The 23376-nt window shown below is 57.2% G+C and carries 18 protein-coding genes; 15 read left to right on the top strand and 3 right to left on the bottom strand.

What is annotated here, in order from left to right; genetic code table 11:
- Positions 1-224 precede the first annotated feature (224 nt).
- From hmsP to ACCC84_RS16545, 4 genes are all read left to right on the top strand, one after another.
- A complete protein-coding gene (gene hmsP / locus ACCC84_RS16530) occupies positions 225-2228 on the top strand; it encodes a biofilm formation regulator HmsP (RefSeq protein WP_198773597.1) in 2004 nt (667 codons plus the stop codon).
- Positions 2229-2385: 157 nt separating this feature from the next.
- Positions 2386-3765, top strand: coding sequence for an SLC13 family permease (locus tag ACCC84_RS16535; protein ID WP_004957284.1), 1380 nt, complete (start codon positions 2386-2388; stop codon positions 3763-3765).
- Positions 3766-4053: 288 nt separating this feature from the next.
- Positions 4054-5343 (top strand): dicarboxylate/amino acid:cation symporter, encoded by a 1290-nt coding sequence (locus tag ACCC84_RS16540; RefSeq protein WP_004957288.1) that lies wholly within the window; start codon positions 4054-4056, stop codon positions 5341-5343.
- 278 nt (positions 5344-5621) lie between these two features.
- A complete protein-coding gene (locus ACCC84_RS16545) occupies positions 5622-7115 on the top strand; it encodes a M16 family metallopeptidase (protein ID WP_004957289.1) in 1494 nt (497 codons plus the stop codon).
- Here ACCC84_RS16545 and ppiC read toward each other — a convergent pair whose 3' ends face one another.
- A complete protein-coding gene (gene ppiC, locus ACCC84_RS16550; RefSeq protein ID WP_004957292.1) occupies positions 7116-7397 on the bottom strand; it encodes a peptidylprolyl isomerase PpiC in 282 nt (93 codons plus the stop codon).
- A 107-nt stretch (positions 7398-7504) separates the two neighbouring features.
- Here ppiC and rep point away from each other — a divergent pair, with 107 nt between their 5' ends.
- The gene (gene rep, locus ACCC84_RS16555) at positions 7505-9529 is read left to right on the top strand and encodes a DNA helicase Rep (RefSeq protein ID WP_198773599.1); all 2025 of its coding nucleotides are present in this window, start codon (positions 7505-7507) and stop codon (positions 9527-9529) included.
- Positions 9530-9566: 37 nt separating this feature from the next.
- Here the strand turns inward: rep and ppx are convergent, their stop codons facing one another.
- Entirely contained in the window at positions 9567-11066 is a 1500-nt protein-coding gene (ppx, locus tag ACCC84_RS16560; RefSeq protein ID WP_198773600.1) for an exopolyphosphatase, read from the bottom strand.
- Positions 11067-11071: 5 nt separating this feature from the next.
- Positions 11072-12358, bottom strand: a complete 1287-nt coding sequence (gene rhlB, locus ACCC84_RS16565) for an ATP-dependent RNA helicase RhlB (protein WP_088499815.1) — start codon at positions 12356-12358, stop codon at positions 11072-11074.
- Positions 12359-12489: 131 nt separating this feature from the next.
- On the opposite strand from rhlB, the gene trxA reads away from it, so the two are divergent.
- The 10 genes from trxA to rffA all read left to right on the top strand — a co-directional run bounded on the left by trxA (position 12490) and on the right by rffA (position 23376).
- Positions 12490-12816 carry a thioredoxin TrxA gene (gene trxA / locus ACCC84_RS16570; protein ID WP_004957307.1) on the top strand — a complete coding sequence of 109 codons (327 nt, stop codon included), beginning with the start codon at positions 12490-12492 and terminating at the stop codon, positions 12814-12816.
- A gap of 547 nt (positions 12817-13363) precedes the next feature.
- A complete protein-coding gene (gene rho / locus ACCC84_RS16575) occupies positions 13364-14623 on the top strand; it encodes a transcription termination factor Rho (protein WP_004957310.1) in 1260 nt (419 codons plus the stop codon).
- 281 nt (positions 14624-14904) lie between these two features.
- Positions 14905-16002 (top strand): UDP-N-acetylglucosamine--undecaprenyl-phosphate N-acetylglucosaminephosphotransferase, encoded by a 1098-nt coding sequence (wecA, locus tag ACCC84_RS16580; protein WP_071586646.1) that lies wholly within the window; start codon positions 14905-14907, stop codon positions 16000-16002.
- Positions 16003-16021: 19 nt separating this feature from the next.
- Entirely contained in the window at positions 16022-17074 is a 1053-nt protein-coding gene (gene wzzE, locus ACCC84_RS16585) for an ECA polysaccharide chain length modulation protein (RefSeq protein ID WP_004957317.1), read from the top strand.
- Between the two features lie 84 nt (positions 17075-17158).
- Positions 17159-18289, top strand: a complete 1131-nt coding sequence (wecB, locus tag ACCC84_RS16590; protein ID WP_039991518.1) for a non-hydrolyzing UDP-N-acetylglucosamine 2-epimerase — start codon at positions 17159-17161, stop codon at positions 18287-18289.
- On the top strand, positions 18286-19548 hold the full coding sequence (gene wecC, locus ACCC84_RS16595) for a UDP-N-acetyl-D-mannosamine dehydrogenase (protein WP_004957323.1): 1263 nt from the start codon (positions 18286-18288) through the stop codon (positions 19546-19548). The genes wecB and wecC overlap by 4 nt, the downstream gene beginning before the upstream one ends.
- Positions 19545-20612, top strand: a complete 1068-nt coding sequence (gene rffG / locus ACCC84_RS16600) for a dTDP-glucose 4,6-dehydratase (RefSeq protein WP_198773601.1) — start codon at positions 19545-19547, stop codon at positions 20610-20612. The genes wecC and rffG overlap by 4 nt, the downstream gene beginning before the upstream one ends.
- A gap of 65 nt (positions 20613-20677) precedes the next feature.
- Positions 20678-21559, top strand: a complete 882-nt coding sequence (gene rfbA, locus ACCC84_RS16605; protein WP_004957327.1) for a glucose-1-phosphate thymidylyltransferase RfbA — start codon at positions 20678-20680, stop codon at positions 21557-21559.
- Positions 21537-22259 (top strand): dTDP-4-amino-4,6-dideoxy-D-galactose acyltransferase, encoded by a 723-nt coding sequence (gene rffC, locus ACCC84_RS16610; RefSeq protein WP_004957329.1) that lies wholly within the window; start codon positions 21537-21539, stop codon positions 22257-22259. The genes rfbA and rffC overlap by 23 nt, the downstream gene beginning before the upstream one ends.
- The gene (gene rffA / locus ACCC84_RS16615) at positions 22246-23376 is read left to right on the top strand and encodes a dTDP-4-amino-4,6-dideoxygalactose transaminase (protein WP_004957330.1); all 1131 of its coding nucleotides are present in this window, start codon (positions 22246-22248) and stop codon (positions 23374-23376) included. Before rffC ends, rffA begins: the two co-directional genes overlap by 14 nt.

The raw sequence follows: 23376 nt of genomic DNA on the forward strand, positions 1-23376 counted from the left end.
GGCCTGTTGCCAGGTGTTTTCAGAGTGTCGCCCGCAGGGTAGTTTTGCTACCCTAGGTTTATTCGGCTAGGAAAAGACTGAAACCCGCGCTTTTCTTACTTCTTCCATCGCTATGGCAAGGTAAAAACGCGAGGCAATCGCGTATACTCACACCGATTCGAACACGGGCGTGGCATTGTTTTCAGCACTGGTCATTTTTTCAGCCCGATTAACGGAGAGCAGGTTTGCGGGTCAGGCGTTCACTCACGATTAAGCAGATGGCGACGGTGTCCGGGGTGGCGCTGGTCACGATCTGCATTTTTATCGTCATTCAGTTATTCCACTTTGTGCAGCAGCGCAGGGATGACTACGCCCAGCAGTTGGAGAATATCGCCCATTCGGTACGCCAACCGTTGGCGGAAGCGGTGCTGCGCATGGATGTGCCGGAAACCAAACGGGTGCTGAATTCGCTGTTGCCGGTCGGCATTTTGACCCGTGCCGATATCGTGTTGCCGAACGAGTTTCAGGCGCTACACGCCAATTTCCCGCCGGAACGGCCGATACCGTCGCTGATTGCGCGCATTTTTGATTTGCCGGTGCAAATTTCCGTGCCGCTGTATTCGCTGGAACGGGTGCCCGCCAATCCGCAGCCGCTGGCCTATCTGGTATTACAGGCCGATTCGTTCCGCATGTATCAGTTCATTCTCAGTACGGTGTCGACCATGCTGTCCACCTATCTGCTGCTGGCGCTGATTTTGTCGATCGCCATCACCTGGTGCATGAACCGGCTGATGGTCTATCCGCTGCGCGCCATGGCCAGGGAGCTGGAAAACATCTCCGAGGAGGATGCGCCGTATCATCAATTGATGTTGCCGTCGCTGCACCAGGATGACGAGCTTGGCCTGCTGGCGCGCAACTATAACCGTAATCAGCAGCGGCTGGCCCGCGCCCATGCCGATATGAGCCGCCTCAGCACCCGCAACTCGATTACCGGGCTGCCCAATCAGGTGCTGTTGACGGCGTTGCTGGAGCAGCATATTGCCTCCAGCCTGCGACCGGAACGTTTCAATCTGCTGGTAATCGGCATTGAAACGCTGCATGAGGCCAGCGGCGTACTGACGCCGGCGCAACGTGAAACGCTGGTGCGCAAATTAACGGAAAAGCTGCACCAATGTCTCGACAAGGACAGCGTGCTGGCGCAGTTGACCAACGCCGAGTTTGCGGTGTTGGCCAAGGGCATTGAACGGCCGTTTCACGCCATGCAGCTGGCGCAGCGCATCATGGCGCAAATCAACGCGCCGCTGGATATCCAGAAGATGTCGCTGCGGCCGACCGCCAGCATTGGCATTGCGCATTATCTCGATCGCGGCGAAAGCGCCGAACAGCTGCTGCGCAGCGCGATGTCAGCCATGATGTCGGCGCACCGCGACGGCAAAAACCACATTCTCTTCTTCGAACCCAGCCTGACCGACCGGACGCAAAAGCGCCTGACGCAGGAAAGCGAAATTTTGCAAGGTATCGAACGGGACCAGTTTACCCTGTACCTGCAGCCGCAAATGGACATGCGCACCAACGCGGTGATTGGCGCCGAAGCGCTGCTGCGCTGGCGGCAGTACGACGGCAGTATTACCCTGCCGGCCGATGTGATCCCGCTGGCCGAAGAGCTGGGGGTGATCGTGCCGCTTGGCAACTGGGTGCTGGAAGCCTCGTGTCGCATTTTGGCCGACTGGCAGGCGCGGGGCATTGCGCTGCCGCTGGCGGTCAACGTGTCGGCGTTGCAAATGCAGGATGCCGACTTCGTGCCGCAGCTGAAGCTGATGCTGCAACGGTACGCGATCGATCCGCGCAAGCTGCTGTTGGAAATTACCGAAACGGTGCGTATTCACGATCTTGATCATGCGTTGGCGTTGCTGCGGGAACTGCATGAACTCGGCCTGTCGATTGCGCTGGATGATTTTGGCATGGGTTACTCCAGCCTCAACTATCTCAATCGCCTGAAAGGCCTGCCGATCGATCTGATCAAGATCGACAAAAGCTTTATCCACGGTCTGCCGGGCGACGAGGCGATGGTGCGCATCGTCAGCGCGATTTCCGAGGTGCTGAACCTGCCGGTGATGGCCGAAGGCGTGGAAACCGCCGCACAGCGCGACTGGCTGTTGCAGCACGGCATTTATCACGGCCAGGGGTTCCTGTTTTCCCATCCGCTGCCACGCGAGGCGTTTGAACTGCAGTTTGCCGGCAAAGGTTGAATTTGCGCCGCCCGGCGGCGCAAAACTGTTATCAACGTGTTATCGCTCGCATAAATAACATCTTTTTCTCAACAAATCGGTCATCAAACCTTATCCTGAGTCCCTTCCGGTACATTTTGTTACAAGAGCGCCAGGTCACGCGCTAGGGACAATAATCATGGCTGATACTCCTCTGACACCCTCTACGGCTTCGCCGGCAACGCGACGTGGGCTGCTGATCCTGGTAGCCGACATTATCCTTTTTGCGGTATTGCTGAAAACACTGCCGTTTAGCCCACAGGAAAACACCGGTCTGGCGCTGTTGGCATTCATCGGTATTCTCTGGCTGACCGAGGCTATCCACGTCACCGTTACCGCGCTGCTGGTGCCGATCATGGCGGTGGCGTGTGGCATGCTGAACGTGGACAAGGCGCTGGCGTCGTTTGCCAACCCGACCATTTTCCTGTTCTTCGGCGGCTTTGCGCTGGCGACGGCGCTGCACATTCAGAAGCTGGACCGGCTGATCGCCAACCGGCTGCTGCTGCTGGCCGGCGGCAAGATGCTGTTGGCGGCCCTGATGCTGTTTGGTGCCACCGCGGTGCTGTCGATGTGGATCAGCAATACCGCGACGGCGGCGATGATGTTGCCGCTGGCGATGGGTATTCTGAGCAATCTCGACCGCGAGCGCGACCATAATACTTACGTATTTCTGCTGCTCGGTATTGCCTACAGCGCCAGCATCGGTGGCCTGGGCACCATGGTCGGCAGCCCGCCAAACGCCATTGCCGCTGCGCAGCTGGGGCTGGATTTTGTCGGCTGGATGAAGTTCGGCATTCCGGTGATGGTGGTGCTGATGCCGCTGATGGTCGGCACCTTATACCTGCTGCTGCGGCCGAACATGAAGCACCGTTTCGATATCCAACTGGAAAACTTCCCGTGGACCCAGTCGCGCTGGGTAACGCTTGGGATCTTCCTGCTGACGGTATTCTGCTGGATCTTCAGCAGCCAGCTCAGCGGTCTGCTGGGCGGTATCAAACAGTTTGATACTCTGGTCGCGGTGGGGGCGGCGGTGTTGATCGGCATCAGCGGCGTCGCCAGCTGGTCGCAGATTCAGCAAAATACCGAATGGGGCGTGCTGATGCTGTTCGGCGGTGGCCTGACGCTGAGCGTGATCCTGAAGGATTCCGGCGCCAGTGCGGTAATGGCGCAAGGCATGGCCTCACTGTTCGGCGCCAGCCACTGGTTCATCATCATCCTGGCGGTGGCGACCTTTATCATCTTCTTGACCGAGTTCACCAGTAATACCGCCAGCGCCGCGCTGTTAGTGCCGGTATTTGCCACCGTCGCGGAAGCGTTGGGCATGCCGTCGGCGCTGCTGACTATCGTGATCGGTATCGGTGCCTCCTGCGCCTTTATGCTGCCGGTGGCAACGCCGCCCAACGCCATCGTGTACGGTACCGGCGAAATTCGTCAGCGTGAAATGGTGCGGGTCGGCTTCTGGCTGAACATTATCTGCGTGCTGGTCGTAACGCTGTTTGCCTGGTTCGTCTGGCGCTAATTCCCTTACCGGCGGCCGCTGCGGTCGCCGGTAGCCTGCCGTTGATCAATGTCCGAAAATCGCCACTCATTGCTACCTCTTTTAAGGTAGTGCAAAGAAAAGCTTACGTAATTTACATCCATACACTCCTGTTGAAGCGATTCAGCTCTTAAAAACACATCGTTAATCCCGAGGGGAGCAACAAATTATTTCCATGTTGTTATGCGGGTGTTATTTTCCGCGCAAGCAAAGAGCAGTGGGAAAATCGTTATCTGTCTCTGGCGCGTGGCTACCCCATAGGATGTACTTATGAAATCAACTATCTTTAAAAGCCTTTATTTTCAAGTATTGACCGCGATCACGCTGGGCATCTTGCTTGGGCATTTCTATCCTGACCTCGGCGCTCAGATGAAACCACTGGGCGATGGTTTTGTTAAACTGATCAAAATGATCATCGCACCGGTGATTTTCTGCACCGTGGTGACCGGCATCGCCGGTATGGAAAGCATGAAGGCGGTGGGCCGTACCGGCGCCATTGCGTTGCTGTATTTCGAAATTGTCAGCACCCTGGCGCTGATTATCGGTCTGGTGATCGTTAACGTGGTTCAACCGGGCGCCGGCATGAACGTCGATCCGGGAACGCTGGACGCCAAAGCGGTGGCGGTTTACGCCGAACAGGCGCAGCAGCAGGGCATCATTCCGTTCTTGCTCGACATCATTCCCGGCAGCGTGATCGGCGCCTTTGCCAGCGGCAATATTCTTCAGGTGCTGCTGTTCGCGGTGCTGTTCGGTTTTGCCCTGCACCGCCTGGGTGACAAGGGGCAGTTGATCTTCAATGTGATCGAAAGTTTCTCCAACGTGATTTTCGGCATTATCAACATGATCATGCGCCTGGCGCCGCTGGGTGCCTTCGGTGCCATGGCGTTTACCATCGGTAAATACGGCGTCGGCACGCTGGTACAGCTCGGCCAGTTGATTCTGTGCTTCTATATTACCTGTATCCTGTTTGTGGTGGTGGTGCTGGGCTCGATTGCCCGCGCCAACGGCTTTAGCATTTTCAAGTTCGTCAATTACATCAAGGAAGAGCTGCTGATCGTACTGGGCACCTCGTCTTCCGAGTCGGCGCTGCCACGCATGCTGGACAAGATGGAGCGGCTGGGCTGCAAGAAATCGGTGGTGGGGCTGGTGATCCCCACCGGCTATTCGTTCAACCTGGACGGCACCTCGATTTACCTGACGATGGCGGCGGTGTTTATCGCTCAGGCCACCAATACCCATATGGACGTAATGCATCAGGTGACGCTGCTGGTGGTGCTGCTGCTGTCGTCGAAAGGCGCGGCAGGGGTGACCGGCAGCGGCTTTATCGTCCTGGCGGCCACCATTTCGGCGGTGGGCCATCTGCCGCTGGCCGGACTGGCGCTGATCCTGGGTATTGACCGCTTTATGTCGGAAGCGCGTGCGCTGACCAATCTGGTGGGTAACGGCGTGGCGACGGTGGTGGTGGCGAAGTGGTGTAAACAGCTGGACGCCAAACAGCTGCACGCCACGCTGAACAGCAAGAAAGGCGCGCTGGCTGATGAGACACGCACCTCGTCCTGAAGCTGACAAAGCTTAAGTAATACCCGTATAAAACATCGGCTGCACGCGCAGCCGATGGCGTTTTCTTCCCCTCCTTGGGTATTTTCTCTACTAAACATCCTGCTCACGATTATTTTTCGCCTCAACCAGTGACATCCGGCCAGGCATGTGGTCAAACACAGTGGTACACTTTCTGCTTTCCGCCCCACTGTGAAACTCAGGGCGTATTTTTATGATTCCATTGAATGGAATACCGGTATTTGCATAAATAATTGGATAGTCATTAAGTAGGGGTTCACATGCAGGGCACCAGAATTCATCTTATGGTTGGTGGGCTATTGCTGGCCGCGGCCAGCAGCAGCGTGCAGGCTGAAGCGCTACAACCCGATCCTGCCTGGCAGCAGGGTACGCTTGCCAACGGGTTTTCCTGGCAGATTCTAGATACGCCGCAGCGGCCGAGCGATCGCGTCGAACTGCGGTTGATAGTCAACACCGGATCGCTGGTTGAATCTTCCCAGCAGATCGGTTTTGCCCATCTGTTGCCGCGCCTGGCAATGGCGCGCAGCGAAAGCTTTACCCCGGCGCAGCTACGTTCGCTATGGCAGCAGGGCGTGGACAACGACCGCCCGTTGCCGCCGGCGATCGGTTCCTATGATTTCACGATGTACAACCTCAGCCTGCCGAACAACCGGCCGGATCTGCTGAAGGAAGCGCTGGCCTGGCTGTCCGATACCACCGGCAAGCTGGCGATTGACGAACATACGGTACGCGCGGTGATGAATTCCAGCGCCGATCCGATCGGCATCTTTCCACCCAACCCACAAGACCCCTGGTGGCGTTACCGGCTGAAAGGCTCGACGCTGCTGGCGCACGATCCTGGTCAGCCGGTAAAGCGCCCGGTGAATATCGAACAGCTAAAGAAATTCTACCAGCAATGGTATACCCCAGACGTGATGACGCTGTACGTGGTCGGCAAAGTGGACAGCCGCAGCCTGAGCGAGCAGATCAACAAGGCGTTTTCGCCGCTGGAAGGCAAGCGCGAGACTCCGGCCACCATGCCGACGCTGACGCCGCTGCCACCGCAGCCGGTCAGCCTGATGAGCGAAGCGGTCAAACAGGATACGCTGTCGATCATGTGGGATACGCCATGGCACCCGATCCGCGATTCACAAAATCTGAGCCGCTACTGGCGCAGCGATTTGGCGCGTGAGGCGCTGTTCTGGCACCTGCAGCAGGCGCTGGAAAAAAGCCCGCAGAAAGACGCCAAGCTGGGCTTTGATTGCCGGGTGCAGTATCAGCGTGCGCAATGCGCCATTCACCTGGAAACGCCAAACGCCAACCTGAACCCCGGGTTGGAATTTGTCGCCGGTGAAATGGCCAACGTGCGCAACAACGGCCTGACGCAGCAAGAATTTGACAGCCTGCTGGCGCAGAAAACCGCCCAGTTGAGCAAGCTGTTCGCCACTTATGCGCGTACCGATACCGACGTGTTGATGAGCCAGCGCCTGCGCTCGCAGCAAAGCGGCGTGGTTGATATCGCACCGGAGCAGTATCAGCAGTTGCGACAGGCGTTCCTGTCGACGTTGACGCTGGAATCGCTGAACCAGGAGCTGAAGCTGCAGCTTTCACAAGATGCCACGCTGGTGTTGCTGCAGCCAAAAGGCGAGCCGGAAGTGAACATGAAGCAACTGCAGGAAAATTATAATCGCATCATGATGCCGGCACCGGCGGTGGTCACTGAAGAGGTGAAACCGGTGGAAGGCGCTGCGCCGACGGAAGCCGGCGCGCAGTAGTCAATTGCGGTAGAGCACTTTGATAATATGATAGCCGAATTGGGTCTTGACCGGCCCATACGGCTTCAGCAGTGGTATGCTGAATACCGCTTTGTCAAACGCCGCCACCATGGTGCCCTTGTTGAATTCACCCAGCGAACCGCCGTTGCGTTTTGACGGGCAGGTGGAATATTTGCGTGCCAGCGTATCGAAGCTGACGCCACGTTTGAGTTTGGCCAGCAGCTCGTTGGCCAGCTTTTCATTATCTACCAGTATGTGCAGCGCGCTCGCGGTCTTTGCCATGGAATGAGTGCCTTCGTGATGTTTTGCAAGAATAGCGGCGATTATACCGCTTAACGCTTTCTGCTACACTTCCCTCCCACGTTTAGACAGTTGAGCCATAAAGCGCCATGCGATTGAACCCCAGCCAACAACAAGCCGTCGAATTTGTCACCGGACCGTGCCTGGTTTTGGCCGGCGCCGGGTCGGGTAAAACGCGCGTCATCACCAACAAGATCGCCCACCTGATCCACCATTGCGGCTATCAGGCGCGTCATATCGCGGCGGTGACTTTCACCAACAAGGCCGCGCGCGAAATGAAAGAACGCGTGGCACAAACGCTGGGTCGCAAGGAAGCGCGTGGACTGATGATATCGACCTTCCACACGCTGGGGCTGGACATCATCAAGCGCGAATACAAGGCGCTGGGAATGAAATCCAACTTTTCGCTGTTTGACGATCGCGATCAGCTGGCGTTGCTGAAGGAACTGACCAAGCAATGGCTGGAAGAAGACAAGACGCTGCTGGCGCAATTGATCACTACCATTTCCAACTGGAAAAACGACCTGATCGATCCGGCGCGGGCGATGGACCTGGCGCGTTCGCAGCGCGACAAGCATTTTGCCCACTGCTATGGCCTGTACCACGCCCACATGCGGGCGTGCAACGTGCTGGATTTTGATGATCTGATCCTGCTGCCCACGCTGTTGCTGCAACGTAATGAAGAGGTGCGCGAACGTTGGCAACAGCGTATCCGCTACCTGCTGGTGGATGAGTATCAAGACACCAACACCAGCCAGTACGAGCTGGTGAAGCTGCTGGTGGGCACCCGCGCACGCTTTACCGTGGTCGGCGATGATGACCAGTCGATCTACTCCTGGCGCGGCGCGCGGCCGCAAAACCTGGTGCTGCTGAAAGAAGATTTTCCGGCGTTGCAGGTGATCAAGCTGGAACAGAACTACCGCTCCAGCGAACGCATCCTGAAAGCGGCAAATATCCTGATCGCCAATAACCCGCACGTGTTCGAAAAGAAACTGTTTTCCGAGCTTGGTTACGGCGAGGAGCTGAAAGTGGTCACCGCCAATAACGAAGACCACGAAGCTGAACGGGTGGTCGGCGAGCTGATCGCCCACCACTTTGTCAAAAAAACCCATTACCGCGATTATGCGATTCTGTACCGCGGCAACCACCAGTCGCGGGTGTTTGAGAAAATGCTGATGCAGAACCGCATTCCGTACAAGATCTCTGGCGGTACCTCGTTTTTCTCGCGGCCGGAAATCAAGGATTTGCTGGCCTATCTACGGGTGCTGACCAACCCGGATGACGACAGCGCCTTCTTGCGCATCGTGAATACTCCCAAACGTGAAATCGGGCCGACGACGCGGCAAAAGCTGGGTGAATGGGCCAACCTGCGCAGCAAGAGCCTGTTTGACGCCAGTTTCGATCTGGGTCTTGGCCAGCATCTGACCGGCCGTGGGCTGGAGTCTTTGCAGCGCTTCACCGGCTGGCTGAGAGGCATTGCCGAACTGGCGGAGCGTGAGCCGGTGGCGGCGGTGCGCGATCTGATCCGCGGTATAGATTACGAAAGCTGGCTGTTTGAAACTGCTACTAGCCCCAAGGCGGCAGAAATGCAGATGAAAAACGTCAATACGCTGTTCGGCTGGATGAGCGAAATGCTCGAAGGTAGCGAGCTGGACGAGCCGATGACGCTGTCCCAGGTGGTGACCCGCTTCACCCTGCGCGACATGATGGAACGTGGGGAAAGCGATGAAGAGCTGGATCAGGTTCAACTGATGACGCTGCACGCCTCGAAGGGGCTGGAGTTCCCGTATGTGTTCCTGGTGGGGATGGAAGAGGGGTTATTGCCGCATCAGAGCAGCATCGACGAAGATAATGTTGATGAAGAGCGGCGTCTGGCCTACGTGGGGATAACCCGCGCCCAGAAAGAGCTGATTTTCACCCTGTGCCGTGAACGACGCCAGTATGGTGAACTGGTGCGCCCGGAGCCGAGCCGATTTCTGCTGGAGCTGCCGCAGGACGATTTGGCATGGGAAACCGAGCGTAAGGTGATAAGTCCGCAGGAGCGCATGCAGAAAGGGCAAAGTAACGTGGCCAATATTCGCGCGATGCTGGCAAAAGCCAAAGGCGGCGACTAAGCAAGAGAGCGGATTCGGCAGGCCGAACCCGCTGATATCAAGACTGTTCTTCGAGCATCAGCGGCCAGTGGACGTAGCTCTGCCAGTGGCTTTCCTGATCCAGCGCTTCGGCGCGCAGCGGATGCTGTTCCAGCCAGCCGCGCGGCAGAATGACATGCAGCGCTTCGTCGTTGGCGTTGGCGCGCAACCTGACGGCCGGCAGCGTATCGTCACGACGGCGGCTGGCGAAGATGATCGCCAGACGCAGAATGCGGCACAAATGCTGCGCCATACGCGGCGGAACGGCATTTTGCTGGCTCAGCAGGGTTAAATCGAGGGGGTTGCTCTGATTTTGCAGCAGGGTGGCTAACAGTTTTTTCTGCGCCGGAGTAAAGCCGGGCAGGTCCAGATGGCGAATCAGGTAGGCGGCATGTTGCGGCGCCTGCTTGAAATCGACGCTCAGACCGATTTCATGAATCAGACAGGCGGCCTGCAGCAATTCGCGACATCGCGCGTCCAGTTGCCATTCATTGGCCACCTGCTGCGAAAAATTGCCGGCCAGCTGGCTGACCCGCGCCGCCTGCTCGGTATCCAGCAGATAACGACGCTGCAGATTGCGGATGGTGCGGCTGCGGATATCCTGCTCAACCGGCAGATGCAGCATGCCGTACACCAGGCCTTCGCGCAGTGCGCCACCGGCCAGCGTCATGCTTTCGATACCCAATTCCTGGAAAATTGCCAGCAGGATCGATAGCCCGCTCGGGAATACCAGCGCGCGCTCCAGCGTCAGTCCTTCGATTTCCAGCTCTTCCAGCTTGCCGCACTGAATCGCCCGTTGCTTCAGCTGGCGCAGCTTCGGCAGGGTGATGCGCTCATCCATACCCTGCGCCACCATGATTTCCTGCAACGCCTGCACGGTGCCGGATGCGCCAACGCAAATCTGCCAGCCATGCGCGCGCAGCTGCGGCGCCAGCGGGCGCACCATTTCACGCGCGGCCAGTTCGGCACGGTCGAAATTATCCCGACCGAGGTTGCGATCGCTGAAGAAGCGCTCCAGCCAGGTTACGCAGCCCATCGACAGGCTGTACAGCTGGGCGGCCTGGGCGCCGGTGCCGGTGACCAGTTCGGTACTGCCGCCGCCGATGTCGACCACCAGACGCTGGTCAGGGCCGCCGGTGGTATGCGCCACGCCGTGGTAGATCAGGCGGGCTTCTTCTTCGCCGCTGATCACCTGTACCGGACAGCCGAGGATCTGCTCGGCGGTGTGCAGGAATTGATCGGCGTTGGACGCCAAACGCAGTGTGGCGGTGGCCACCACGCGGATCTGATCGCGCGGGATGTCCTGCAAACGTTCGGAAAACAGCTTCAAACACTGCCAACCGCGCTGCATTGCCTCATGAGACAGGTGATTATCATGATCCAGCCCCGCCGCCAGGCGAACTTTACGCTTGATGCGCGCCAGGGTCTGGATGCTGCCAGCCACCTCGCGTACCACCAACATATGGAAACTGTTGGAACCAAGATCGATAGCGGCATATAGCGTGCTGGAACTGAGCATGAATATCAGCCTGAACGTTTACGGTTGTTGCGCGGTGCGCCGCCGCGGCGCGGCGATGAATTGCGACGCGGGCCATTGCCGCCGCGCGGGCGCGACAGACGTTTCGGTGCTGGCAGATCGCTCAGCAGCGCGTCGCTGTTGTACTTGCTCACCGGGATGCTGTGACCGGTATAGGTCTCGATCGCCGGCAGGTTGAGCGCATACTCTTCGCAGGCCAGGCTGATGGAATGACCGCTTTCGCCAGCACGACCGGTACGGCCGATGCGGTGAACGTAGTCTTCGCAGTCGTCAGGCAAATCGTAGTTGAAGACGTGGGTGACCAAAGGAATGTGCAAGCCGCGTGCGGCAACGTCGGTGGCGACCAGAATATCCAGATTGCCTTTGGTGAAGTCGTCCAGAATGCGCAGGCGTTTTTTCTGCGCCACGTCGCCGGTCAGCAGGCCTACGCGGTGACCGTCAGCGGCCAGGTGGCCCCAGATGTCTTCGCAGCGGTGCTTGGTATTGGCGAAGATAATGGCGCGATCCGGCCATTCTTCTTCGATCAACGTCTGCAACAGACGCATTTTTTCTTCGTTGGACGGGTAAAACAGCTCTTCTTTGATGCGGTGGCCGGTTTTTTGTTCCGGTTCAACTTCCACGTATTCGGCGTTGTTCATCTGCTCGAAGGCCAGTTCGCGTACGCGGTAGGACAAGGTGGCGGAGAACAGCATGTTCAGGCGCTGATCGACCGCAGGCATGCGGCGGAACAGCCAGCGAATATCTTTGATAAAGCCCAGATCGTACATCCGGTCGGCTTCATCCAGCACCACGACCTGGATTGCGCCCAGATCGATGTAGTTCTGCTTGGCGTAGTCGATCAGACGACCGGTGGTACCGATCAGGATGTCAACGCCGCTCTCCAGCACTTTCAACTGCTTGTCGTAGCCGTCACCGCCGTAGGCCAGCCCCAGCTTGAGACCGGTGGTTTCGGACAGCGCCTGAGCATCGGAGTGGATCTGCACCGCCAGTTCACGCGTTGGTGCCATGATCAAGGCACGCGGCTGGTTGGTCTGACGATCCTGTTTTGCCGGATGAGAAAGGAGATAATGAAAAGTAGACGCCAAAAATGCCAGCGTCTTTCCGGTACCGGTTTGCGCCTGACCCGCAACGTCACGCCCAGCGAGCGTGAGTGGCAATGCTAACGCCTGAATGGGCGTGCAATTGTGAAACCCTTTTTTTTCAAGGGCTTCAAGAACTAACGGGTGCAGGGCGAAGTCGGAAAACTTCTGTTCGGTCAAGTGTGTTTTGCTCATAGTGTGGTAGAATATCAGCTAACTATTGCTTTACGAAAGCACATCCGTTGAAATAAACGCGGTGAAAGAGAATCACCTTGTGTTGGTTGATGCTACACCAACAAGGTAGACATAATCCTGTGGAGTAGAACATGAGCGATAAAATTATTCACCTGACAGACGACAGCTTCGCTACCGAGGTCTTGCAGGCCGACGGGCCAATCCTGGTCGATTTCTGGGCTGAATGGTGTGGTCCGTGCAAGATGATTGCTCCGATCCTGAATGAAATTGCCGATGAGTTCGACGGCAAGTTGACCATCAGCAAGCTGAACATCGACGAAAACCCGGCCACCGCACCGAAGTACGGTATCCGTGGTATTCCAACGCTGTTGCTGTTCAAGAACGGTGAAGTGGCGGCGACCAAGGTGGGCGCGCTGTCCAAGGGTCAGCTCAAAGATTTCCTGAACGCGAATCTGTAATCGGGCAGGATGCCCCCGGGGCACGGCGTGCTGGCGGAGAAGCCTATTCACCGCCAGAGCCCGTTAACCGGCGCTGTCATCGTACGGCGAGTGCGCTCCCCAGGCGTTCGGCATACCGGGGGAGTGTGCGTCGGTCAGCTGGATACGGCTTCGATGATCAAGGGTGTAGACGCCTGCCAAGAAGCGTGTTAAGTTTAACCATACTGCATATAGAACTTGCCCGAAGTTTTAAATCTAAAGAGTTTGAATCTAAAGCGTTACTCTGTGTCAAACCACTGGCGTTGCCATCAACCTGAGCCCAGCCCGTGTTTTTGACAATCAAGGTTTTGACAATCAAACGGTTTTGCAAAATCAATTTTAAGGCACCTTCGATCTTAAACCGCCAGCGCGCTTGTCCCAGGTAAACCATTTCTTACCTCGACGGCCCCGGCCCGGTGATCGAACGTCCAGTAAACAGGCACGAAGACCCCGATGACGGGTACCTCACGCTGCCATACCATTCACGTTATAAGTTCGAGACATACCCCGAGTTTAAGAACCCACCATTATGAATCTTACCGAATTAAAGAACACGCCGGTTTCTGAGCTGATTACTCTCGGCGAAAATATGGGGCTGGAAAACCTTGCCCGCCTGCGTAAGCAGGACATCATCTTCTCCATTCTCAAGCAGCATGCGAAAAGTGGAGAAGATATTTTCGGCGACGGTGTGCTGGAGATATTGCAGGATGGATTTGGTTTCCTCCGCTCCGCAGACAGCTCCTACCTCGCCGGTCCCGACGATATCTACGTTTCTCCTAGCCAAATTCGCCGTTTCAACCTTCGTACAGGTGATACCATCGCCGGGAAGATCCGTCCGCCAAAAGAAGGCGAGCGTTATTTTGCCCTGTTGAAAGTCAACGAAGTCAACTACGACAAGCCGGAAAACGCCCGTAGCAAAATTCTGTTTGAAAACCTGACGCCGCTGCACGCCAACTCGCGCCTGCGGATGGAACGCGGCAACGGCTCGACCGAAGACCTGACCGCACGCGTACTGGATCTGGCATCACCGATTGGCCGTGGCCAGCGTGGGCTGATCGTCGCGCCGCCAAAAGCCGGTAAAACCATGCTGCTGCAGAATATCGCGCAGAACATCGCCTACAACCACCCAGACTGTGTGTTGATGGTGCTGTTGATCGACGAGCGTCCGGAAGAAGTGACCGAAATGCAGCGTCTGGTGAAGGGCGAAGTGGTCGCGTCAACCTTCGACGAACCGGCTTCCCGTCACGTACAGGTTGCGGAAATGGTTATCGAAAAGGCCAAGCGCCTGGTTGAGCACAAAAAAGACGTGATCATTCTGCTCGACTCGATCACCCGTCTGGCGCGCGCCTACAACACCGTGGTACCGGCCTCCGGCAAGGTACTGACCGGTGGTGTTGATGCCAACGCCCTGCACCGTCCAAAACGCTTCTTCGGCGCCGCGCGTAACGTGGAAGAGGGCGGTAGCCTGACCATTATCGCCACCGCACTGGTTGATACCGGTTCGAAGATGGACGAGGTCATCTACGAAGAATTCAAAGGTACCGGCAACATGGAACTGCACCTGGCGCGTAAAATCGCCGAGAAGCGTGTATTCCCGGCGATTGATTACAACCGTTCCGGTACCCGTAAAGAAGAACTGCTTACCACTTCTGAAGAACTGCAGAAAATGTGGATCCTGCGTAAGATTATTCACCCTATGGGCGAAATCGATGCGATGGAATTCCTCATCAACAAATTGGCAATGACCAAAACCAATGACGAGTTCTTCGATATGATGAAGCGCTCATAGTTTAAGTAAAATTTAAAAAACGCCACGCCTTTGCCGTGGCGTTTTTTGCTTTTGGCGGATACGATACATTGAAGTAATGGAAACGTAAGTTGTTCTAGCGACTTATTGAGAATCCATCTTATTGCGGCATTTATTGATTTGCGTTGATGCATTATCGGTAGGCGTGGCCAAATGAGAATGAATTCCTGTCGTCATAGGAAATGACTGAAAGGTAGTGGTATTTATGGTGCAAAATTTCGACCGTGATAAGCTACCTCATCCTCAAGAGAGACCTGTTAACTGTGAACTTACTCACTATGAGTACTGAAATTTTATTTGTCTTCCTGTTTTCTTTGGCTTTTCTGTTTGTTGCCCGCAAGGTAGCAAAACGTATTGGTTTGGTTGACAAGCCAAATTATCGCAAACGTCATCAGGGATTAATCCCTCTGGTCGGCGGTATTTCCGTCTACGCCGGTCTGTGTTTTGCCTTCCTTATCTCCGACCAAACGATTGCGCATGGTAAACTATATCTCGCATGTGCCGGGTGTTTGGTGTTCGTTGGTGCTCTGGACGACCGTTTTGACATCAGCGTTAAAATTCGCGCCACCATTCAGGCGCTGGTTGGCGTGGCGATGATGGTGTTTGCCGGTCTCTATCTGCGCAGCTTCGGCTACGTGTTCGGCAATTGGGAAATGCTGCTGGGGCCGTTTGGCTATCTGGTGACGCTGTTCGCAGTGTGGGCTGCGATTAATGCCTTCAATATGGTCGATGGCATCGACGGTCTGCTCGGCGGGCTGTCCTGTGTGTCGTTTGGCGCGTTGGGCGTCTTGCTGTATGGCAGTGGCCACACGGAACTGGCTTTCTGGTGTTTTGCCATGCTGGCCGCCATTGTTCCCTATATCCTGCTCAACCTCGGCATCCTTGGCCGGCGTTATAAAGTCTTTATGGGTGATGCCGGCAGTACCTTGATTGGCTTTACCGCCATCTGGCTGCTGCTGCAAAGTTCCCAGGGGCCAAGCCATCCGATCAAACCGGTGACGGCGCTGTGGATTATCGCCATACCGCTGATGGACATGATTGCCATTATGTACCGTCGTCTGCGCAAGGGCATGAGCCCGTTCTCGCCGGATCGTCAGCACATCCACCATTTGATCATGCGTGCCGGCTTCACGCCTCGGCAGGCGTTTGTGTTAATCACGCTGGCGGCAGCCATCCTGGCAGCGATCGGCGTGATGGGCGAATGGTTAACATTTATCCCTGAATGGGTAATGTTGGCACTGTTCTTGCTTGCTTTCTTCTTCTACGGTTATTGCATCAAACGCGCCTGGCGCGTTGCTCGCTACATCAAGCGCGTCAAACGCCGCATCCGGCGCTCGACGGGCGATAAGCAAGTATTATAAAAGAGGCTTTTGGGCAGAGATGATTCCAGAGACAACGACTGACAAGAACACCCCGACAATGGATAACGAGCTTGATATTCGAGGTCTGTGCCGCACCCTATGGCGCGGCAAGCCGTGGATTGTCGGCATTGCGGTGTTGTTCGCCGCGGTTGCGCTGATCGTTTCTTATCTGGTGAAACAGGAATGGAGCGCTACGGCCATCACCGACAGGCCAACGGTCAATGCGCTGGGTGGCTATTATTCTCAGCAGCAGTTTTTGCGTAACCTGGATGTACGGACCATGCCCGCGGTGGCGACCGATCAGCCGAGCATTGCCGACGAAGCCTATAATGAGTTTATTATGCAACTGGCGGCGTATGATACCCGTCGGGATTTCTGGTTGCAGAGCGACTACTACAAGCAGCGTCAGGAAGGCGATGCGCGTGCCGACGCGGCGCTGCTCGACGAACTGATCGCCAATATCCAGTTTACACCACGTGATGACAAGAAAACGCCGAACGACGGGGTCAAACTGACGGCTGAAACCTCGACGGACGCCAACCGCCTGCTGCGTCAGTACGTGGCCTTTGCCAGCCACCGCGCCGCACTGCATTTGAATGAAGAAATTCAGGGCGCCTGGGCGGCACGCACCACCTCGATGAAGGCACAGGTCAAGCGGCAGGAAGCGGTAGCGGATGCGGTCTACAAGCGTCAGTTGAATACCGTGCAGCAGGCGCTGAAAATCGCTGAAAAGCAGGGTATTGGCCGTACGCAGACCGATACGCCGGCCGAGCAGTTGCCGGATTCCGATCTGTTCCTGTTGGGCAAGCCGATGTTGCAGGCGCGTCTGGAAGGGTTGCAGGCTTCGGGCCCAACCTACGATCTGGATTACGACCAAAACCGTGCCATGCTGGCCACCTTGAACGTCGGGCCGACGCTGGATGACAAGTTTCAGACTTACCGCTATTTGCGAACGCCGGAAGAACCGGTAAAACGTGATAGCCCAAGGCGTGTATTCTGGTTGATCCTGTGGGGCGCAATTGGTGGCCTGCTTGGCGCCGGCGTTGCCTTGACGCGTCGGCCGAAAAAGTAAAACCATTATAATAATTCTCTGATGGGCGCATAAGCGCCCTATTTGCAGGTACGCCTGCGATTAACCGACCAAAAGAGATTCGCTGTGAAAGTGTTGACTGTTTTCGGCACCAGGCCTGAAGCCATTAAAATGGCACCGCTGGTACATGCCTTGGCCAAGGACGAGGCCTTTGAATCAAGAGTCTGCGTAACGGCACAGCATCGTGAGATGTTGGATCAGGTATTACGGCTATTTGAAATCGTTCCCGATTACGATTTGGATATCATGAAACCCGGCCAAGGGCTGAGCGAAATCACCTGCCGGATCCTGGAAGGCCTGAAAGGGGTTCTGGAAGAGTTCAAACCGGACGTGGTATTGGTTCATGGTGACACCACCACCACGCTGGCGACCAGTCTGGCGGCGTTTTATCAACGTATTCCGGTTGGCCACGTCGAGGCCGGTTTGCGTACCGGCGATCTTTATTCTCCGTGGCCTGAAGAAGCCAACCGCAAGCTTACCGGTCATCTGGCGATGTACCATTTTGCGCCAACGGAAAATTCGCGGCAAAACCTGCTGCGTGAATCGCTGCCGGATCAACGTATTTTTGTCACCGGCAACACGGTGATCGATGCGCTGTTCTGGGTGCGCGACCGCATCATGAACGACGCAGCGCTGCGCGACAGTCTGTCGCAACGCTATCCGTTCCTCGACGTCAGTAAAAAACTGATCCTGGTGACCGGCCACCGGCGCGAAAGCTTCGGCGGCGGCTTTGAGCGCATTTGCAGCGCATTGGCAGAAATTGCCCGCCAGCATCCTGAGGTGCAGGTCGTCTACCCGGTACACCTCAACCCGAACGTCAGCGAACCGGTTAACCGCATTCTGAAAGGCATCGGCAACATCATGCTGATCGATCCGCAAGATTATCTGCCGTTTGTCTATCTGATGGCGCATTCCACCATTATTTTGACCGACTCCGGCGGTATTCAAGAAGAGGCCCCGTCGTTGGGCAAGCCGGTGCTGGTAATGCGAGACACCACCGAACGGCCGGAGGCGGTTGATGCCGGTACGGTGCGCCTGGTCGGTACTGATGTGGCGACGATCGTCGATTCGGTGAGCCGTCTGCTGACGGACGACGACGAATATCACGCCATGAGCCGCGCGCATAACCCATACGGTGACGGGCATGCCTGCCAGCGTATCCTCGAAGCTTTGAAGAATCATCAGGTGACACTATGAGTTTTGACACTATTTCAGTTATCGGCCTGGGCTACATCGGCCTGCCAACGGCAGCGGCGTTTGCTTCGCGCAAGAAAAAAGTGGTAGGCGTAGATGTTAACCAGCACGCGGTCGACACCATCAATCGCGGCGCCATTCATATCGTTGAGCCCGATCTGGACCAAGTGGTGAAAACGGCCGTTGACGGCGGCTACCTGCAGGCGGTGACCAGCCCGCTGCCGGCCGACGCGTTCCTGATCGCGGTGCCGACGCCGTTCAAAGGCGATCATCAGCCGGATCTGGCCTATGTCGAAGCGGCGGCCAGATCGTTGGCGCCGGTGCTGAAGAAAGGCGATCTGGTGATTCTGGAGTCGACCTCGCCGGTGGGCGCGACCGAACAGATGGCGCAGTGGCTGGCCGAAGCGCGCAGCGATCTGAGCTTCCCGCAGGACGCCGGCGAAGCCGCCGACGTGAATATCGCCTATTGCCCCGAGCGCGTTCTGCCTGGGCAGGTGATGGTCGAACTGATTCAAAACGATCGGGTGATTGGCGGCATGACGCCAAAATGCTCCGAGCGCGCCAGCGCGCTGTACAAGATTTTCCTTGAAGGTGACTGTGTGATCACCAACTCACGCACCGCCGAGATGTGCAAGCTGACCGAAAACAGCTTCCGCGACGTCAATATCGCCTTTGCCAACGAACTGTCGCTGATCTGCGCCGATCAAGGGATCAACGTCTGGGAGCTGATTCGCCTGGCGAACCGCCATCCTCGCGTCAATATCCTGCAGCCTGGTCCGGGCGTTGGCGGGCACTGCATCGCGGTCGACCCGTGGTTTATCGTATCGCAGAATCCGCAACAGGCGCGCCTGATCCACACCGCCCGTCTGGTGAACGACGGCAAACCGCTGTGGGTGGTCGATCGCGTCAAGGCCGCGGTAGCGGATTGCCTGGCGGCGACCGATAAGCGCGCATCCGAAGTGAAAATCGCCTGCTTCGGCCTGGCATTCAAACCCAATATTGACGATCTGCGTGAAAGCCCGGCGGTGGAAGTGGCGCATCTGATTGCCGAATGGCATCAGGGGGAAACGCTGGTGGTGGAGCCGAACGTCGAGCAACTGCCGAAGACGCTGGCTGGCCATGTCACGCTGAAAGACATCGCCGGTGCGCTGCAGCAGGCAGACGTGCTGGTGATGCTGGTCGATCACAACGAATTCAAGGCGATTGCGCCTGAAGACATCAAGCAAAGCTGGATTGTCGATACCAAAGGAGTGTGGCGTTGAGTCGTATTCTGGTTACCGGCGGCGCAGGTTTTATCGGCTCCGCCGTGGTAAGGCATATCATTGACGCCACCGCGGACAGCGTGGTGGTGGTGGATAAACTGACCTATGCCGGCAACCTTGAGTCGCTGGCACCGGCGGTCGCCAGCGAGCGCTATGCGTTCGAGCAGGTGGACATCTGCGATCGCGCCGCGCTGGATCGGGTGTTTGCCCAGTACCAGCCGGATGCGGTGATGCACCTGGCGGCGGAAAGCCACGTCGATCGCTCAATCGACGGCCCGGCGGCGTTTATCGAAACCAACGTGGTGGGCACCTACACCCTGCTGGAAGCGGCGCGTCATTACTGGCAGCAGCTGGCCACGCCGCGGCAGCAGGATTTCCGTTTCCACCATATTTCCACCGACGAAGTGTACGGCGATCTGCACGGCACCGACGATCTGTTCACCGAAACCACGCCGTATGCGCCGAGCAGCCCGTATTCCGCCTCCAAGGCTTCCAGTGACCATCTGGTGCGCGCCTGGTTGCGTACCTACGGTTTGCCGACGCTGATCACCAACTGTTCCAATAACTACGGGCCGTATCACTTCCCGGAAAAACTGATCCCGCTGGTAATTCTGAACGCGATTTCCGGCAAGCCGCTGCCGGTGTATGGCGACGGTGCACAGGTACGTGACTGGCTGTACGTTGAAGATCACGCTCGGGCGCTGTATCTGGTGGCGACCACCGGCAAAGTGGGCGAAACCTACAACATTGGCGGCCACAACGAGCGCAAGAATATCGACGTAGTACAGACCATTTGCGATCTGCTGGAACAGCTGGCTCCGAGCAAACCGCAGGGCGTGGCGCAGTACCGCGACCTGATCACCTACGTTAAGGATCGTCCGGGCCACGATATGCGTTATGCCATCGACGCCGGTAAAATCGAGCGTGAGCTGGGTTGGCGTCCGCAGGAAACCTTCGAAAGCGGCATCCGCAAAACGGTAGCCTGGTATCTGGCCAATGAAACCTGGTGGCGTCGCGTGCAGGACGGTTCCTACGCGGGCGAACGCCTGGGCCTGAGCCAGTAACCTCATATCGATAAGGTGCCGCAGGCGTTGCGGCGGCGCCATTGTCGTCAGTTCAGGAGGGCATTATGAAAGGTATTATTCTCGCCGGTGGTTCAGGAACGCGTCTGCATCCCATCACCCGCGGCATCTCCAAGCAATTACTGCCGATTTACGACAAGCCGATGATTTACTACCCGTTATCGGTGCTGATGCTGGCCGGTATTCGGGACGTATTGATTATTTCCACCCCGGAAGATCTGCCATCTTTCCGCCGTCTGCTGGGCAGCGGCGCGGAGTTCGGCATCAATCTCAGCTACGCCGAGCAGCCGAGCCCGGACGGGCTGGCGCAGGCATTCCTGATCGGTGAGGAATTTATCGGCGGCGAGCCGAGCTGCCTGGTGCTGGGCGACAACATCTATTTCGGCCAGGGCTTTAGCCCAAAACTGAAAAACGTGGTGGCGCGCAACCAGGGCGCGACGGTGTTCGGCTACCAGGTGATGGATCCGGAACGTTTTGGCGTGGTGGAGTTTGACGAGGACTTCCGCGCGCTGTCCATCGAGGAAAAACCGCAGAAACCGAAGTCAAACTGGGCGGTAACCGGCCTGTATTTCTATGATAATCAAGTGGTTGATTTTGCCAAGCAGGTCAAGCCGTCAGCGCGAGGCGAGCTGGAAATCACCACCATCAATCAGATGTATATGGAGCGCGGCCAGTTGAACGTTGAACTGCTGGGACGCGGTTTCGCCTGGCTGGACACCGGCACTCACGACAGCCTGATCGAGGCCAGTACCTTCGTGCAAACGGTGGAAAAGCGCCAGGGCTTCAAGATTGCCTGCCTGGAAGAGATTGCCTGGCGCAACGGCTGGCTGGACGACGAAGGCGTCAGGCGCGCCGCGCAGGCGCTGTCCAAGACCGGCTACGGCAAATATCTACTGGATTTGCTGCATGTCCGTCCGCGCCAGTATTGAACCGCTGAGCTGGGAGAGCGACTACTTCCAGCGCCGCAGCGCAAAACTGCATTTTGACCCCGCCGCGCCGCTGCTGACCAGCGACGCGCTGGACGCCTATGCGCTGGTACAGGCCAAAATTCCTGCCGCGCGGCTGGATCTGGCCGATGCGCTGGCGGCTTACGGCTTCCGGCTGGCGGAGGGCGAGATTGACCTTGCGCTAGCTATTGGCACGGAATGTGCTTCTATTCAGCCCCCGCTGCTGCGGGTCGCAACGCCGTCGGATATCCCCGTACTGCGGGCGGCGGCAGAAAACGTCTTCACCGCCAGCCGCTTTCGCATGCCATGGTATGCCGCACAGGACAGTGGGCGATTTTATGCCACCTGGATCGAAAAAGCGGTGCTGGGCACTTTTGACCATCAATGCCTGCTGACGTTAAACGAGGCGCGGCAGCCGACCGGCTTTGTCAGCCTGCGCGATATCGGCGAAGGGCAGGCGCGCATCGGCCTGTTGGCGGCGCTGCCTGGCACTGGCGGGCAGGGCATTGGGGCACAACTGATGGCGGCGGCCATCGACTGGTGCCGGCAGCGGCGGATACAGCGCCTGTGGGTGGCGACGCAAATCAGTAACGTCGCCGCGCTACGGCTCTATCAACGGCACGGGGCTTTGATTGAAAGCACCGCGTATTGGTTATACCGAGGAAAACATGATCCCATTTAACGCACCACCGGTTGTTGGCACTGAACTCGACTATATGCAGGCGGCGATGAGCAGCGGCAAACTGTGCGGCGACGGCGGTTTTACCCGCCGCTGTCAGCAATGGATGGAGCAGCATTTCGCCAGCCCGAAGGTGCTGTTGACCCCGTCCTGTACCGCCTCGCTGGAAATGGCCGCCATCCTGCTCGACATTCAGCCGGGTGACGAAGTGATCATGCCGAGCTTCACCTTCGTGTCTACCGCCAACGCCTTTGTGCTGCGCGGCGCCAAGATGGTGTTTGTCGACGTACGTCCAGACACCATGAATATTGATGAAAGCAAAATCGAAGCGGCCATCACCGAAAAAACCCGCGTTATCGTACCGGTGCATTACGCCGGCGTGGCGTGCGAAATGGACACCATCATGGCGTTGGCCACCAAGTACAATCTGTACGTGGTGGAAGACGCGGCCCAGGGCGTGATGTCTACCTACAAGGGCAAGGCGCTGGGCACCATCGGCCACATCGGCGCGTTCAGTTTCCATGAAACCAAGAACTACACCGCCGGCGGTGAGGGCGGTGCCACGCTGATCAACGATCCAACGCTGATTGACCGGGCGGAAATCGTGCGTGAAAAAGGCACCAACCGCAGCCAGTTCTTCCGTGGCCAGGTGGATAAATACACCTGGCGCGATATCGGCTCCAGCTACCTGATGTCCGACTTGCAGGCCGCCTATCTGTGGGCGCAGCTGGAAGCCGCCGAGCGTATCAATCAGCGCCGCCTGCGCCTGTGGCAGAGCTATTACGACGCCTTCAAGCCGCTGGCCGATGCCGGGCGCATCGATTTACCGGTTATCCCGCAGGGCTGCGTGCACAACGCGCACATGTTCTACCTCAAGCTGAAGGACATCAACGACCGTTCCGCCTTTATCGACTACCTGAAAGAAGCGGAAATCATGACGGTGTTCCATTACATTCCGCTGCATGCCTGCCCGGCCGGCGAAAAGTTTGGCCGTTTTGCCGGTGACGATCGCTTCACCAGCAAGGAAAGCGAGCGTCTGGTGCGCCTGCCGCTGTTCTATAACCTGTCTGATGTCAATCAGCGTACGGTCATCAACACCGTGTTGAGCTACCTCGCCTGA

The sequence above is a fragment of the Serratia odorifera genome, from assembly GCF_041448735.1.
In the GTDB taxonomy this organism is placed as follows: domain Bacteria; phylum Pseudomonadota; class Gammaproteobacteria; order Enterobacterales; family Enterobacteriaceae; genus Serratia_F; species Serratia_F odorifera.

What these genes read in the sequence shown, in the direction of transcription:
- rfbA (WP_004957327.1), top strand. Translation starts at nt 20,678, where the DNA reads ATGAAAGGTATTATTCTCGCCGGTGGTTCAGGAACGCGTCTGCATCCC.
- rffA (WP_004957330.1), top strand. Translation starts at nt 22,246, where the DNA reads ATGATCCCATTTAACGCACCACCGGTTGTTGGCACTGAACTCGACTAT.
- ACCC84_RS16545 (WP_004957289.1), top strand. Translation starts at nt 5,622, where the DNA reads ATGCAGGGCACCAGAATTCATCTTATGGTTGGTGGGCTATTGCTGGCC.
- ACCC84_RS16535 (WP_004957284.1), top strand. Translation starts at nt 2,386, where the DNA reads ATGGCTGATACTCCTCTGACACCCTCTACGGCTTCGCCGGCAACGCGA.
- wecC (WP_004957323.1), top strand. Translation starts at nt 18,286, where the DNA reads ATGAGTTTTGACACTATTTCAGTTATCGGCCTGGGCTACATCGGCCTG.
- ppx (WP_198773600.1), bottom strand. Translation starts at nt 11,066, where the DNA reads ATGCTCAGTTCCAGCACGCTATATGCCGCTATCGATCTTGGTTCCAAC.
- ppiC (WP_004957292.1), bottom strand. Translation starts at nt 7,397, where the DNA reads ATGGCAAAGACCGCGAGCGCGCTGCACATACTGGTAGATAATGAAAAG.
- ACCC84_RS16540 (WP_004957288.1), top strand. Translation starts at nt 4,054, where the DNA reads ATGAAATCAACTATCTTTAAAAGCCTTTATTTTCAAGTATTGACCGCG.
- wzzE (WP_004957317.1), top strand. Translation starts at nt 16,022, where the DNA reads ATGATTCCAGAGACAACGACTGACAAGAACACCCCGACAATGGATAAC.
- rffC (WP_004957329.1), top strand. Translation starts at nt 21,537, where the DNA reads ATGTCCGTCCGCGCCAGTATTGAACCGCTGAGCTGGGAGAGCGACTAC.
- rho (WP_004957310.1), top strand. Translation starts at nt 13,364, where the DNA reads ATGAATCTTACCGAATTAAAGAACACGCCGGTTTCTGAGCTGATTACT.
- rep (WP_198773599.1), top strand. Translation starts at nt 7,505, where the DNA reads ATGCGATTGAACCCCAGCCAACAACAAGCCGTCGAATTTGTCACCGGA.
- rhlB (WP_088499815.1), bottom strand. Translation starts at nt 12,358, where the DNA reads ATGAGCAAAACACACTTGACCGAACAGAAGTTTTCCGACTTCGCCCTG.
- trxA (WP_004957307.1), top strand. Translation starts at nt 12,490, where the DNA reads ATGAGCGATAAAATTATTCACCTGACAGACGACAGCTTCGCTACCGAG.